Source organism: Candidatus Delongbacteria bacterium (assembly GCA_041675285.1).
Taxonomy (GTDB): domain Bacteria; phylum CAIWAD01; class CAIWAD01; order CAIWAD01; family CAIWAD01; genus CAIWAD01.
The window spans coordinates 31,637-45,541 of sequence record JBAYTZ010000013.1 but is presented as its reverse complement, the minus strand read 5'-3'; the positions used below and the strand labels follow the sequence as shown (position 1 = coordinate 45,541).

14 protein-coding genes are annotated in these 13,905 nt (G+C 61.2%); 12 read left to right on the top strand and 2 right to left on the bottom strand.

Annotated features, from left to right (window positions below):
* Positions 1-7: 7 nt before the first annotated feature.
* The 6 genes from WC326_12480 (at position 8) to WC326_12455 (ending at position 5,889) form a co-directional block, all read left to right on the top strand.
* A complete protein-coding gene (locus tag WC326_12480) occupies positions 8-1,039 on the top strand; it encodes a DUF4931 domain-containing protein (GenBank protein MFA7331877.1) in 1,032 nt (343 codons plus the stop codon).
* The gene (gene glgA / locus WC326_12475; protein ID MFA7331876.1) at positions 1,036-2,532 is read left to right on the top strand and encodes a glycogen synthase GlgA; all 1,497 of its coding nucleotides are present in this window, start codon (positions 1,036-1,038) and stop codon (positions 2,530-2,532) included. The genes WC326_12480 and glgA overlap by 4 nt, the downstream gene beginning before the upstream one ends.
* Positions 2,533-2,542: 10 nt before the next feature.
* Positions 2,543-3,115, top strand: a complete 573-nt coding sequence (locus WC326_12470; protein ID MFA7331875.1) for a hypothetical protein — start codon at positions 2,543-2,545, stop codon at positions 3,113-3,115.
* A gap of 262 nt (positions 3,116-3,377) precedes the next feature.
* Complete coding sequence (locus WC326_12465; protein ID MFA7331874.1) at positions 3,378-4,022, top strand: hypothetical protein; 645 nt, start codon at positions 3,378-3,380, stop codon at positions 4,020-4,022.
* Positions 4,019-5,269, top strand: a complete 1,251-nt coding sequence (locus WC326_12460; GenBank protein ID MFA7331873.1) for a glycoside hydrolase family 19 protein — start codon at positions 4,019-4,021, stop codon at positions 5,267-5,269. Before WC326_12465 ends, WC326_12460 begins: the two co-directional genes overlap by 4 nt.
* Positions 5,270-5,481: 212 nt before the next feature.
* Positions 5,482-5,889 carry a bacteriohemerythrin gene (locus tag WC326_12455; protein ID MFA7331872.1) on the top strand — a complete coding sequence of 136 codons (408 nt, stop codon included), beginning with the start codon at positions 5,482-5,484 and terminating at the stop codon, positions 5,887-5,889.
* 64 nt (positions 5,890-5,953) lie between these two features.
* Here the strand turns inward: WC326_12455 and WC326_12450 are convergent, their stop codons facing one another.
* Together WC326_12450 and WC326_12445 are read right to left on the bottom strand one after the other, a co-directional pair.
* The gene (locus tag WC326_12450; protein ID MFA7331871.1) at positions 5,954-6,337 is read right to left on the bottom strand and encodes a type II toxin-antitoxin system PemK/MazF family toxin; all 384 of its coding nucleotides are present in this window, start codon (positions 6,335-6,337) and stop codon (positions 5,954-5,956) included.
* Complete coding sequence (locus WC326_12445) at positions 6,328-6,627, bottom strand: CopG family transcriptional regulator (GenBank protein MFA7331870.1); 300 nt, start codon at positions 6,625-6,627, stop codon at positions 6,328-6,330. The genes WC326_12450 and WC326_12445 overlap by 10 nt, the downstream gene beginning before the upstream one ends.
* 194 nt (positions 6,628-6,821) lie before the next feature.
* On the opposite strand from WC326_12445, the gene WC326_12440 reads away from it, so the two are divergent.
* The 6 genes from WC326_12440 (at position 6,822) to nadS (ending at position 13,859) form a co-directional block, all read left to right on the top strand.
* A complete protein-coding gene (locus WC326_12440; protein ID MFA7331869.1) occupies positions 6,822-10,250 on the top strand; it encodes a DNA methyltransferase in 3,429 nt (1,142 codons plus the stop codon).
* A 33-nt stretch (positions 10,251-10,283) separates the two neighbouring features.
* Entirely contained in the window at positions 10,284-11,477 is a 1,194-nt protein-coding gene (locus tag WC326_12435) for a hypothetical protein (protein ID MFA7331868.1), read from the top strand.
* Positions 11,478-11,618: 141 nt separating this feature from the next.
* Positions 11,619-12,308 carry a hypothetical protein gene (locus WC326_12430; GenBank protein MFA7331867.1) on the top strand — a complete coding sequence of 230 codons (690 nt, stop codon included), beginning with the start codon at positions 11,619-11,621 and terminating at the stop codon, positions 12,306-12,308.
* A 405-nt stretch (positions 12,309-12,713) separates the two neighbouring features.
* Positions 12,714-13,061, top strand: coding sequence for a type II toxin-antitoxin system PemK/MazF family toxin (locus WC326_12425; GenBank protein MFA7331866.1), 348 nt, complete (start codon positions 12,714-12,716; stop codon positions 13,059-13,061).
* A 196-nt stretch (positions 13,062-13,257) separates the two neighbouring features.
* Entirely contained in the window at positions 13,258-13,575 is a 318-nt protein-coding gene (locus WC326_12420) for a type II toxin-antitoxin system RelE/ParE family toxin (protein ID MFA7331865.1), read from the top strand.
* Positions 13,572-13,859: a NadS family protein gene (gene nadS, locus WC326_12415; GenBank protein ID MFA7331864.1), complete on the top strand. Its 288-nt coding sequence runs from the start codon at positions 13,572-13,574 to the stop codon at positions 13,857-13,859. Before WC326_12420 ends, nadS begins: the two co-directional genes overlap by 4 nt.
* The last annotated feature ends 46 nt before the right edge of the window (positions 13,860-13,905 follow it).

Genomic DNA, 13,905 nt, shown 5'->3' with positions numbered 1-13,905 from the left:
GAGGCGCATGCCCGAACTTCGTCACGACCCCATCCAGCGGCGCTGGGTGATCATCGCCAAGGAGCGGGGGGCCCGCCCCCTGCAGTTCGAAGGTGAATTGCGCTTTCCGCGCAACCCCAGCTGTCCCTTCTGCGAGGGGATGGAAGGCACCACGCCGCCGGAGATCCTGGCCCTGGGCCCCCCCGGCCGCCAGCCCAACACGTCGGGTTGGGAGCTGCGCGTGGTGCCCAACAAGTTTCCCGCCCTGCAGGTGGAAGGCAACGCCGACCGCCGCGGAGTGGGCTATTACGACGTGATGAACGGGATCGGCGCCCATGAAGTGCTGATCGAGACGCCGCGCCACATGCAGCACATGGCGGAGATGAGCCCCGAGCAGATGGCGCGCATTTTCTTCGCCTATCAGGCCCGGCTGGTGGACCTGAAGCGTGACCCGCGCTTCAAGTACGTCATCATTTTCAAGAACTACGGCGCCGACGCCGGGGCGACCATCGCCCACCCGCACACGCAGATCATCGCCACGCCGGTGACGCCGCGCACGGTCTCCAACGAGCTGACCTCGGCGCGCGAGCACTTCCGGCTGAAAGAGCGCTGCCTGTTCTGCGACATCCTGACCCAGGAGCTGGAGTCCGGCGCGCGGCTGGCGGCCCTGACGGACCACTTCGCCGCCATCTGTCCCTACGCCTCGCGCTTCCCCTATGAATTGATGATCCTGCCCCGCGTCCACTCCTTCGATTTCGCCGTGGAGCGGCCGGAGATCGTGCAGGACTTGTCGAAGATCATGCACATCGTGCTCAAGCGTCTGCGCGGCGCGCTGGGGGATCCGCCCTTCAACTTCATTTTCCACACCGCGCCCAACACAGGGCACAGCCTGCGGCGCAGCAACTACTGGGACACCATCCAGTACGACTGGCACTGGCACGTGGAGATCCTGCCGCGCATGACCCAGCCGGCGGGCTTCGAATGGGGCACGGGCCTGCACATCAACCCGGTGGCGCCGGAGGTGGCGGCGGACCACCTGCGCAAGGTGCAGGTGGCATGAAAGAACCCCGGCGGGGCGTGCTGCGCGTGCTCTTCGTGGCCGCGGAAGCCGTGCCCTGGATCAAGAGCGGGGGCCTGGGCGACGTGATGGGCGCCCTGCCGCGCGAACTCTTCAACCTGGGACACGAGGTGGCCACGGTGCTGCCGCTCTTCGCCTCGGTGGACCGCGCCGAGGCCGGGCTGGAGCTGCTGGCCACCATCCACGTGCGCTTCCTGGGCAACGATTTTCCCACCCGCATCTTCGCCGCCAGCTATCCGCGCAGCGAGTGCCGGGCCCTGTTCATCGAGAACCAATACTACTTCGAGCGCACGGGGATCTACGACGATCCGCTGACCGGCAAGCCCTGGCCCGACGACGACGAGCGCTGGTTCTTCTTCCAGACCGCGCTGCTGGAGCTGGTCCGCCAGACCGACATGCAGCCGGACCTGATCGTCTGCTCGGACTGGCACACGGCGCTGATCCCGGCCCTGCTGCGCATCCGGCACCAGGAGAACCGCGCCCTCCAGCAGACGCGCTCGGTGCTGAGCCTGCACAATCTGGGCTACCAGGGCGTGCTGCCGGCGGAATCCATCACCAAGCTCGGCCTGCCCCGGGAGCTGCTCTTTCCGCTCAGTCCTTTTGAATTCTACGGCCAGCTCAACTGCCTGAAGGCCGGCATCAGTTTCGCCGACGAGGTGGTGACGGTCTCGCCCACCTATGCCCGGGAGATCTGCACGGCCGGGCTGGGCCACGGCCTCGACGGCGTGCTGCGCCAGCACGGCGAGCGCGTGCGCGGCATTCTCAACGGCATCGACGTGGAGGAGTGGAACCCGGCCACGGATCCGCTGCTCGAGGAGCCCTTCTCCAGCTCGCACCTGCCGCGCAAGGCGGGCAACCGGCCGCGCCTCCTGCGGGAGTTCGGCCTGGACCCGGGCTTCGGCGGGCCCGTGCTGGCCATGGTGACGCGGCTGACGGGGCAAAAGGGCATGAACATTCTGGCGGGCTGTCTGGATCGGCTGCTGCAGCGGGATCTGCGGCTGGTGATCCTCGGCTCGGGCGAGGCCCAGTTCGAGAAGTTCCTCAGCGACGTGGCCGCGGCCCATCCCGAGCGGATGGCCGTGCGCGTGGGTTACAGCGAGGCGCTGGCGCACCTGATCTACGCCGGGGCCGATTTCTTCCTGATGCCCAGCCGCTATGAGCCCTGCGGGCTCAGCCAGATGTACTCCATGCGCTATGGCACGCTGCCCGTGGTGCACGCCACCGGCGGCCTGAAGGACACGGTGATCCCCTTCCTGGAGGACGCCGACCGGGCGACGGGCTTCGCCTTCGAGGACTATAATGCCGAGGCGCTGCTGGAATCCGTCGACACGGCGCTCAGCGCTTGGCGCAACCCGCGCGCCATGCGGCGCCTGCAGAAGAACGCCATGAAGCAGGACTTCTCCTGGGCCCACAGTGCCAAGCTCTACGAGGAGCTGTTCTACCAGGTGCGCGAACACAGCCGCTGGGGCGAATAAGGAAGCCGCCATGACCTGCCCCGACGCCGCCCCGCCGGCCGACGTGGAATCCACCCCTCCCGCCGTCTGGGCCCTCAGCCAGGAACAGGTGGAGGCCGCTTGGGACCGGGCCGAAGCGGCCCAACAGAACGAGTCCTCCACGCGGGTGGAGAATCTGCTGCAGCAGCAGCGCGACCTGACCGCCTACCTGCTGGAGATGCTGGCCGGACACGACGAGGACGCCGCCGCGCTGGGTCTGCACCTCCTGCTGGTGGCTGTGGAGGCCTTCCAGGCCGCCCATCCCGGCCTGAAGCGCGTGCGCCGCCCGGCCATCCTGCGTCGCCACGCCGCCACCCTGGCGATTCTGGACTCCCTGGCCGCCAGCCCGGAGGCTGGCGGTCCGCCGGACTTCGCCGAACCGATCCTGATGGAACTGATGCTGGGCGTGATCGGCGAGGCCACTCCGGAACACCAGCCCGACCAGCCCGACGAACTGCGCCTGCAGTTGCTGCACGCGCTCTGGACCGTGAGCGAGGTCCTGCACGAGGCCGTCACCGCCGCGCCCGGCCACGCCCTGCCGGTCATGAAGCGCCGGCGGCGCTAAGCCCGGCGCCGGCAGGCCTTTCCGCAGCCTGCTCTGGCATGATGCCTGACACTACTTCTCGGATTTGTCCACTTTCCCGCCCGCATGCCGTCGCGAATCGATTTCGCTGGACGCCTTGACAAACCAAGTCAATCCTTAGTTTCTTTCCAGCAACACAGCACGCGCCGACTGCACGCACACACAGCATCCCCCCAGACCCTGCACCGGCTCCCGCGTCGCGCCCTCTCATGTCGCGCGCCAGAACCGGGAGAGAAAGGACTCCATGCCACCTCTTGCTCCGGCTGCGCTGGCGGCCATCGCCCCGGAACTGGCCAAACGCGGACTGGATCTGCTCAGCGGCGTCTTTCGCGGCGGGCCTGGCCCCCGCCTGCAGGAAACCACGGCGCTGATCCTCGAGCGGACCGGAATCGACATCCACGACGTGGCCGAGCAGAAGCTGAGCCCTGAGCAGTGGGGCAGCCTGAAGGAATTCGAACTGCAGCAACAGGATCGCCTGCTGGAGAGCCGCCAGGAAAGCGAGGCCGGCAGCCTGGAGCGCGAACAGCTGGCCGCCGCCGACCGCGCCGACGCCCGCAGCCTGCAACGCATCGCCCTGAGCAGCGACGACGTGGTGGCACGCCGTTTCATCTACTACTATGCCACCCTGCTCACGCTGCTCACCTTCGCCTTCATTTTCTACGCCGCCTTCGGTCCGGAGAACCGCTCGGAGTCCCAGCAGCGGATCATCGACACCGTGCTGGGCTTCCTGCTGGGCGTCTCGCTCTCGGCCATCATCCAGTACTTCTTCGGGTCGAGCGTGGGCAGCAAGGACAAGGATGAGAAGATGAGCCAGATCCGCCGCCAGCTCCCCGCCGCCACCGCCCCGGGCGGCGCCCGGAGCGCGCGCCGGGCGGGAGACCCGGCATGAGCCTGCTGCACGACCAATCCACCTTCCTGCTCCAGGTCACGGAGCTGATCTGCAAGGCGAACGAGCTGGGCTTCCACGTCACCGGCGGCGAACTGTACCGGACGCCCGAGCAGCAGGCCCTGCACGTGAAGAACGGGCGCAGCGCCACGCTGAGCAGCCAGCACGTGAAGCGCCTGGCCGTGGACCTCAACTTCTTCACCACCAAGGCCGACGGCCAGTGGAAGCTGACCACCGACCTGGAGGAACTGCGGCCGCTGGGCCGCTTCTGGGAGTCGCTGGACCCGGCCAACCGCTGGGGCGGCCAGTGGAATTCCTTCAAGGATGCGCCGCACTTCGAGCGCCGGGAGACGGAAGGCGCGGCCCCGGCACTGGCCCCGGCTGCGGCGCCGCCGGCGGAACCGAGCCCGGCGAGCACCGGTGGCACGGGTGGCGTGCCACGGGGTCTGGGTTTGCTGCAGAGCGCGGTGGGACCCCGGCGCGCCAACCCGCGCGACGACGTGGAGACCATCCAGCGCCTGCTCAATCTGGCGGCGAAGCAGGGTCAGTTCGCCCTGGACGCTGGTCCGCTGAACCCCGACGGCGCCTTCGGCACCAAGACATTGGGCGCCATCCAGGCCTTCCGGCGCGCCGTGCTGGGGGAGGCTGCGCCGGCCGAAAGCATCGAACCGCGCAGTGCAGCCCTGGCCCGGCTCTGCGAGAACCTGCCCGCAACCTGCGACACCACGCTGCTGGAACTGGCCTATCTGCGGGCGGCCCAGCGCGATGTGACGGAACTGGCGGCGGGGGTGAGCCGGACCCTGGCCGCCCGAAACATCGACACGCCGCTCCGGCAAGCGCACTTCCTGGCGCAGATCGGCCATGAATCGGGCGAACTGCGCTTCCGCGCGGAGATTGCCAGCGGCGAAGCCTATGAGGGACGGCAGGATCTGGGCAACACCCAGCCCGGCGACGGCCGGCGCTTCAAGGGCCGCGGGCTGATCCAGCTCACCGGGCGCGCCAACTACCGCGAGTACGGCCGCGCCCTGGGTCGCGAGGCCGAATTGCTGGAGCAGCCGGAGCTGGTGGAGACGGATGCCACCCTCTGCGTGGACGTGGCCGGCTGGTTCTGGGCCAAGCGCGGACTGAACGCCCTGGCCGACAAGGACGATCTGACGGCGCTCACCCGCCGGATCAACGGCGGCGTGAATGGACTCGCGGATCGCCGGCGCCTGCTCACTCGCTTGAAGGGCCTGCTGGGCTGCGCGTGAAGGTCGGCGCGCTCGCAATGTGCCGGCGTGGCTGACGCGCGCCGGCCTTTCCCCCGGCGGGGTCTCGCGCGCCGCCCAGCGAGCCACTGAGCATCAAGTTGATGCTCCGCGCTCCCGATACTGAAGCGTCTTCAGGTGGGCGTGCGCCAAGTCACGGCCCACGTCCGACCAACCGCGCACAACAGGCAACAAGGGAGCACACCGTGGCACAAATGGGTTGGTTGCCGGCGTACGATACCGGCGTTGAAGCCATGGATAAGCAACACCATCGGTTGCTTGAAATGTTGAACGAATTGAGTGCCGCGATCCACAGCGGCAAGGGAAATGCGGAAGGTGCCGTCTGGACTACGATCAACCAACTTTTTGACTATGCCAAGGTCCACTTCCACGATGAAGAAGAATTCATGCGGCGCTATTTTTACCCGGGATTACAGGAACACATCGTACAACATGGAATATTAGTCGAGAAGCTGGTTGAGCAGTTAGAGCAATTCAAACATGGAAAATTACCGCCAGTAAAATTGGGTATGTTCTTACGTGACTGGATTGTCAAACACATGGTGGAAGAGGACCAGAAGTACGGTGCGTTCTACGCCAAGCGGAAGCGCAGCTTGAGCTGATGATTGTGCGCCCCATGCGCGCCCCCATTCCACCGGCGTGCGTCCCGCGCGCCGGCCCAGCGCTTCACCACAGGCCCAGCAGGAGTTTCAAGGCCTGCTCCACTTGGCGCAGTTCCGACTCACTCAACCGCGTCAACGGGCCCTCGCCCAGCCGGGCCCGGTCCAGCGTGCGCGGCTGATCCACCAGGATGCGGCTGGGCTTGAGCAGACGATCCCGGGCGGGCAGCGCCAGCTGCCAGCGGGTGGGGGAATCCACCAAGGAACTGAGGGGCAGCACAACCACATAGGGCGTAGTCTCGGGACCCAACTGGTCGGCTTGGATGATCAGCGCGGGCCGCACCTTGCCCGTTTCCCGTCCGCGCGCCGGATTGAAGTTGGCCACCCAGACCTCACCCCGACGCGGGTTGTGGCATCCCTGCCTGCCCGCTGCAGCCGGGGTTAGCTCCACCAGGGGTCATCCGGATTCAACCCCGCCCGCCGTTCGGCGTCGATCCGGGCATCCAGGCCATCGAAGGGCGAGTCCGCCAGTTCCTCCAGCTCAGCCAAGCGAAGCGGATCCCCATAGCAGCGCTGCAATTCGGCCACCAGACCGCTCATCTCATGGCTCCGCTCCAGACGCAACAGATGAACCACCAGCGCCTGGCGTGCCAGCTCGGATTTGCTGAGCCCCAAGCGCTGTGCCACGCTGGCAAGGCGCACCTCCAGGGGCTCGGGCAGGCGCAGAGTCAGCAGGCTCATTCCACTCTCCTGTCTTACAAAACGTCGGACAAAAATGGAAACCCAGGCCATAGTCACAAGCAAATCCCAGGGGATATCAAAGACAGCGCTCCACGGCGCGCGTGGATTTCAGCAGAGCGCGGAAGGCGCGCAACATGTACGGAACCATTTCGCCAAGTTGACCCCGTCGCGCCCAATGCGGGAGTCCCCAGCGAATGTCCATCCCCTATCCTGACTTTTGCGCCCGCTGGTCTCAGGCCACGGGTGGTGAACGCGCCAACTACCAGCTCTTCCTGACTGAACTCTGCGAGCTGCTGGAGCTGCCCAAGCCCGAGCCCGCCCAGGCCGACCACCAGGAGAACGCCTACGGCTTCGAGCGCCGCGTGACCTGGTCCGGCGCCGACGGCAGCGTCACACCCAACTTCATCGACCTGTACCGGCGCGGCTGCTTCGTCTGCGAGGCCAAGCAGAGCGGGCTGGAGCTGGACACGGGCGGCTGGGACAAGGCCATGCTCAAGGCCCAGGCCCAGGCCGAGCGCTACGCCCGGGCCCTGCCGGCGGCGGAGGGCCGTCCACCCTTTCTCATCGTCACCGACGTGGGCCGCAGCCTGGAGCTCTACGCCGACTTCACGCGCTCGGGCGCGGCATACACGCCCTTTCCTGATCCCCGCAGCCACCGCATCCGCCTGACCGATCTGGTGAAGCCCGAAATCCGCGAGCGCCTGCGCGCCGTCTGGCTTGATCCCTTGAGCCTGGATCCATCCCGCGTCAGTGCGCGGGTCACGCGCGAGATCGCCGCGCGGCTGGCCGAGCTGGCCAAGAGCCTGGAGGAGGCCGGCCACCCGCCCGTTGCCAGCGCCAACTTCCTGATGCGCTGCCTGTTCAGCATGTTCGCCGAAGACGTGGGCCTCTTGCCCGCCGAGACCTTCAGCGGCCTGCTGCACGATCTGCGGGACACTCCGGAGGTGCTGGCCGCGATGCTCGAGCAGCTCTGGCACACCATGGACCAGGGCGGTTTGTGGGGCCGCACGGCCAAGTTCCTGTTGCATTTCAACGGCGGCCTCTTCCGCGACTGCCAGGCGCCCGTGCTGGAGAAGAAGCAGATCGACCTGCTGCTCCAGGCGGCCCGCGCCGATTGGCGCCACGTCGAGCCCTCGATTTTCGGCACGCTGCTGGAGCGCGCCCTGAACCCGCGCGAGCGCCACAAGCTGGGCGCGCACTACACGCCGCGGGCCTATGTAGAACGGTTGGTGCTGCCCACGCTGGTGGAGCCCTTGCGCGCCGAGTGGCTGGATGCCAAGACCGCCGCCCTGGCCCAGGACCAGCAGGGCCGGCCCAAAGAGGCCATCGCCGAGCTGATGGCCTTCCAGCAGCGCCTCTGCCGCGTGCGCGTGCTGGACCCGGCCTGCGGCAGCGGCAACTTCCTCTACGTGGCGCTGGAGCACCTGAAGCGCATCGAAGGCGAGGTCCTGACCCTGCTGGACGACCTGGGCGCCACGGGCAGCCTGGAGCTCGAGCACGTCACGGTGGACCCGCACCAGTTCCTGGGCCTGGAGCTGAACCCGCGCGCCGCGGCCATCGCCGAGATGGTGCTCTGGATCGGCTACCTGCAGTGGCACTACCGCGTCCACGGCCACGTGCAGCCGCCCCAGCCCGTCTTGCGCGACTTCCACAACATCCTGTGCCGCGACGCGCTGCTGGACTGGGACGAGCGCACCGTCGCCACCGACGCCGCCGGCCGCCCGCTGACCCGCTGGGACGGCAGCACGACCAAGCCCCACCCCGTGACCGGCCAGCCCGTCCCCGACGAGAGCGCCCAAGTCCCCGTCGAGCGCTTCGTCAACCCGCGCCAGGCCGCCTGGCCGGAGGCCGACTTCGTGGTGGGCAATCCGCCCTTCATTGGCGCCAGCACAATGCGACGGGCACTGGGCGACGGCTACGTGGACGCTCTGCGCGCCACCTGGAAGGCCGTGCCCGAGTCCGCCGACTTCGTGATGCACTGGTGGCAGCGCGCCGCCGAGCTGGCCCGCGCCGGCCGGATCCAGCGCTTTGGTTTCATCACCACCAACAGCATCCGCCAGACCTTCAACCGCCGCGTGCTGGAAGCCCAGTTGTCCGCCACGCCGCCGCTGACCCTGGCTTTCGCCATTCCCGACCATCCTTGGGTGGACAGTGCCGATGGCGCCGCCGTGCGCATTGCGATGACGGTGGGGACGGCTGAAAAGGTGGAAGGCGAGTTGCGCTTTGTGACGGAAGAGCGCGCCGAGAGCTTGGATGAAGTGGCCGTGACGTTTCGACAGCACCACGGCGTGATTGGTGCGAGTTTGTCGGTCGGCGCGGATGTGACACAGGTTTGTGCACTCCAGGCGAATGCTGGAGTCAGCTCGCCGGGAGTCAAACTCCATGGAGCCGGATTCATCGTTTCGGATGACGAGGCGCGGCAGCTGGGACTGGGGACTGTTGACGGTTTGGAACGGCACATCCGTCCCTATCGAAATGGCCGCGACTTGATGGATCAGCCGCGTGGTGTCATGGTCATTGACTTGTTCGGACTGACCGCGGAAGCTGTGCGCAATCGTTTCCCAGCCGTCTACCAACGTTTGATCGAGCGAGTGAAGCCGGGGCGGGATGCGAAGGGGAACACGAAAGATGGAGCGGGCTACGCTCGTCTGTGGTGGTTGCATGGCAAACCGCGCCAGGAACTGCGGCCCGCACTGGCAGGACTTTCTCGTTACATCGCAACGGTGGAAACATCCCGCCACCGGGTCTTCCAGTTCCTGCCCGCCGAAATTCTGCCGGACAATATGCTGGTCGCCATCTGTGTCACGGATCCAACCGTGCTTGGTGTTCTGTCTTCTCGAGTCCATGTCAGCTGGTCGCTTGCCACTGGCGCAAGGCTTGGCCTAGGCAATGATCCGCGTTACAACAAGAGTCGGTGCTTCGATCCCTATCCCCTTCCCGCTGTCACTCCACTCCAACATATCCGCTTAGCCGAGCTCGGCGAGGCCCTCGACGCCCACCGCAAGGCGAGCCAAGAGGCCCATCCCGGCCTCACGCTGACCGGCATGTACAACGTGCTGGAAGCCCTGCGCCAGGGCCAGCCCCTGTCCGCCAAGGAAAAGGATATTCACGAGCAGGGCCTGGTCTCCGTGCTGGCCAGCCTACATGACGACATCGATCGCGCCGTGCTGGCCGCCTATGGCTGGGAGGATCTGGCTCCCCAGCTGGTGGGCAAGCCCGGCGGCACCTTGCCTCTGGCCGATCCCGCTCCCGAGCAGGCGGCCGCCCAGGAGGAACTGCTGACCCGCCTGGTGGCCCTCAACGCCCAGCGCGCCGCCGAGGAAAAGCAAGGCCTGGTGCGCTGGCTGCGCCCCGAGTTCCAGTGCCGCGGGAAAGCTCCCGCCGCCCAAGCCGCAACCGGCGCCCAGGGCGAGCTTGCAGTTGCCACGCCCGCGCCAGAAGCCCCCGTCACCGGAAAAATGCCCTGGCCGAAAGATCTGGTAGACCAAGTCCGCCTGGTCCGCCAGGCCCTGCAGGCAGGCGCCAAGTCGCCGGATGAGATTGCCGCGCAGTTCAAACGTACTCCAACAAAGGGTGTGGCGGTCGTGCTGGAAGCCATGCGTGCCATGGGGATTGAATCGTAGTATTGGGCAATCACAAGTAAGCGGTATAAGAGAATGAAGCGCGAACCAACAAAAGATCAGAATATAGAGGCCATCCTTGGTCGACTTAATAGGCACCTAACCGTTGACCATGGCAAGCAGGTCTCATTCGGTATGTTTGAACTAGAGTCTGCAAAGACGGCACTGTGTTCAATATTTGAATTTAGAAGAGGATTTCCAGGTTTTTTGAAGCTAAATACCGTCTCAAAAGCACTATTTGAAACAGGAAAAGCTGGCAAACTAGATCTAATGCGTTTCAGACAAGCTGTAAATAAGGGGCAATCAGACTATTTTAAAAAGGAGGAGAAGCACTTTAGAGTAATCTATCGAGTTGCGCTCAAACCTGGGCATGATATTGGTACGTTCAGGTTTAAACATTGCACAATATCATTTAGGAATTCCAAAATCAATTATGATCTAGAAGAAATTGATGAAGCTAGGAAGAAATTGCAAATCCCTAGACTAAGTGCTTCAACACAGATTTCCGTTAGTGTAAAAGCGCGTTGTAAAGATAGTGCGGAGGAATTGGCTTCACACTATCTTAATCTATTACTAGGAATGATGAACTTCAGTCTTACCTATAATAGAACAACTTATAATTTTGGTGGATATAGAGTAGTTTCGAGAATACGACTGGACCCTGTTCACTCAGTTCACTCGCTTGATGGAAAAATGGAAGAAAATGGCATTTATTATAGAATTCATGTAGACGAAGATGTTTTAATTTTTGATGCCATTGGGAAAGAGAATTCGATTTGCAAGAATGTAAATAAAATGCGGAAGTTAATTTACAATCATCCTTACAAAGAAAGGATGGAAGAAGTTTTGTTGAAGTATTCTGCCATTTTTGAGTCCTCAGATCCGAGCGTTGTTTTTGGTGATTTATGGTCTCTTCTTGAGAAGTTAACTGGAGCGTATAAGCAATATGAATGTGTTAGAAGAGCTTCGTTCAGATATAGTGAAAGAGATTTTCATAAGGCAATTTTGAGTCATTTGCGCGAACTGAGAAATACTATTACACATGATAGTATTGGAATCGGACAGCAGTGGTATTCTATACATCAATTGAAAGCATATGTTGACAATCTTATTATTACTCATCTATTTTGGGGAAGAAAGTTCGGTGACTTTAATTCGGCTATAAGAGTTCTAGATTCAGACATGAGTTTAAAGGAACTGAAGATTGCTGCAGATTTGCTAAGCCGCTAACATTATATGCAGGCGTAATTACATCTATCACGTCGCTTGCCAGTTGGATTTGAAAAAACGTCGGTAGGAGTAAGACAAATGCCGCGCCAAGCGCGTCGCGGCTGAGGTTCACGATAGGTTGACTAAAGGACTACTCAGATCATGCTTCTCAATGACATCCCCCCCGGAATAGCTGCTCTAGTGGGAGCGATTACTGGTGGAATCATTGCCGAATTGCATTATTCTATGCAAAATGCAAGAGAGAGAAAGAAAGCGCTAAGGGTTCTCCTGTTTGAGCTATTAGAATTGCGATTTAAAATCGTAACAAACAATCCGAACAAAGTGATAGAAGAAGTGTTACGCTTCATGAGTGTTAGATATTGTTCTGATGGTTTCGGCGAACATCAAAATGAAACTCGCGAGATGTTGTTATCTTTGATGAAATTCTCGCAGGAAAACTCATTTTCAGTTTCTTTTAAAGTCGCAATTAAAGGATTAATACCACACGATCCAGTGCTTGCGTATCAGCTTTATGATATTGAGGAGATATCTAATCATGATAAGAGAATGCATGAATATTTTGAATCCATAAAAGTGAAGTTTTCAAGTAAGATGGCAGAAACTGATTTAAAATTGGTGGAAAACATGAAGGATGCAACGATAGATTGGGGTCGAGATCTCGCAACAGCAAGACTGTCAGAAATCATACTTGAGATTGCTCGAAAGATATCATGCCGGCTGTGGTTTAAATCAAGACGTATCATTACACGTCAAGACAAGATGAGCATAGATGATGATGTAATGGGGCAATATTTTGAGAAGATATTTGGCTCCTTGAAGACGTCTGAATAAATGAGCTTAACATCGTATGTAGAAGAATGGGTACCAGATCCTGCACCTGAGTTTGAAATTGAAAGAAATGTCGACAGTGAGTAAGCAAGCACCGCGCCCGAAGTGTCGCGGCTGAAGCCACCGCAAGCTGGACGAAGTCATTGATAGTTCGAGTCGAGAGAGTTATACTCGCGGTATGAAAACAGCAATCTCAATTCCCGATGCAGTCTTCCTGGCCGCCGAGCGACAAGCCCAGCGAAGCAGAAAGTCTCGGAGTCAACTTTACGCGGAAGCGATGGCAGAATATCTTTGTCGTCATGCGCCAGATGAAGTGACAGAGGCCATGAACCAAGTTCTGGCAGAAGTGGGCGAAGCGACGAATCCGTTCGTGCAACGTTCCTCTCGCAACGTGCTTGAGGAAACAGAATGGTAGAAGTGGTTCAGGGCGAAGTTTGGTGGGCGGACTTGGCAGAGCCGCAAGGATCGTCACCAGGGTTTCGCCGGCCGGTCGTCGTTGTTCAAGGTGACCCATTGAACCGAAGTCGAATCTCCACTGTGGTTTGCGTCCCGTTGACAAGCAACGTGAAATGGGCTGCGGCGCCTGGAAACGTGGCGCTTGCAGCGAAAATCACTGGGCTATCAAAAGACTCGGTTGCTAATGTTTCACAGATAGTGACAATAGACAAGGAATGTTTAGTAGAACGTGTTGGTAGATTGAATCCAGCAATATTGGCTCAAGTGATGAACGGCATTGATGTTGTCTTAGGGAAATAGCAGACTAACATGTGCTTGCAACCGACTATCCGCTTGTCACGGCGCTTTCCGTTCAGAATTAGAGTAAACGTAGATTGATGTAGGCAAGCGCCGCGCCAGGCGCAACGTGGCTGAAGTTCCCGTTGCCAGATCGAAATGCCTGAGTCGGTCTCGAGTTTTCCATTGACAATGCTACGCCAATGACGTACCCTGTGCCATGCGATTCATAGAAACGCCGATCTTCACTCGACTCGTGAAAGCCCTTGTCCCAGATGAGGATTACCGGGCCTTGCAGTTGGCTCTCATGCTGCGGCCAGAGCAAGGAGCTCTCATTCAGGGATCCGGGGGACTCCGCAAGATTCGCTGGGGTGGATCCGGTCGGGGGAAGAGCGGCGGCCTTCGGATCATCTACTTCTGGGACAACGAGCAGGCCGCATTTTACATGCTCCTGGCTTTTGCAAAAAACGAACAAGAAGACCTGACACCAGAGCAGCTCCGGATTCTGAGTCGGTTGGTCAGAGAGGAATTCAAATGAAGCAGCGAGACTTCGACGATCTCGTCGAAAGTGTCAAGCAGGCGGGGAAGATCCGTCGCAGTGAGGCGAAGCCGTCGCGCATCATTGCGTTCAAGCCTGCGGATATCAAGGACATACGATTGACGTTGGGCAAGTCCCAGGTCGAGTTTGCGTTGATGATCGGCGTAAGTGTCGCAACCCTGCGCAATTGGGAACAGGGCCGGCGTACCCCGGACGGTCCAGCCATGGCGTTACTCAAAGTGGCGGCAAAGAATCCCAAAGCCGTAGCCTCCGCTTTGAGCTAACGGATGGACCAAAGGCAAGTGCCGCGCCAGGCGCGCCACGGCTGAA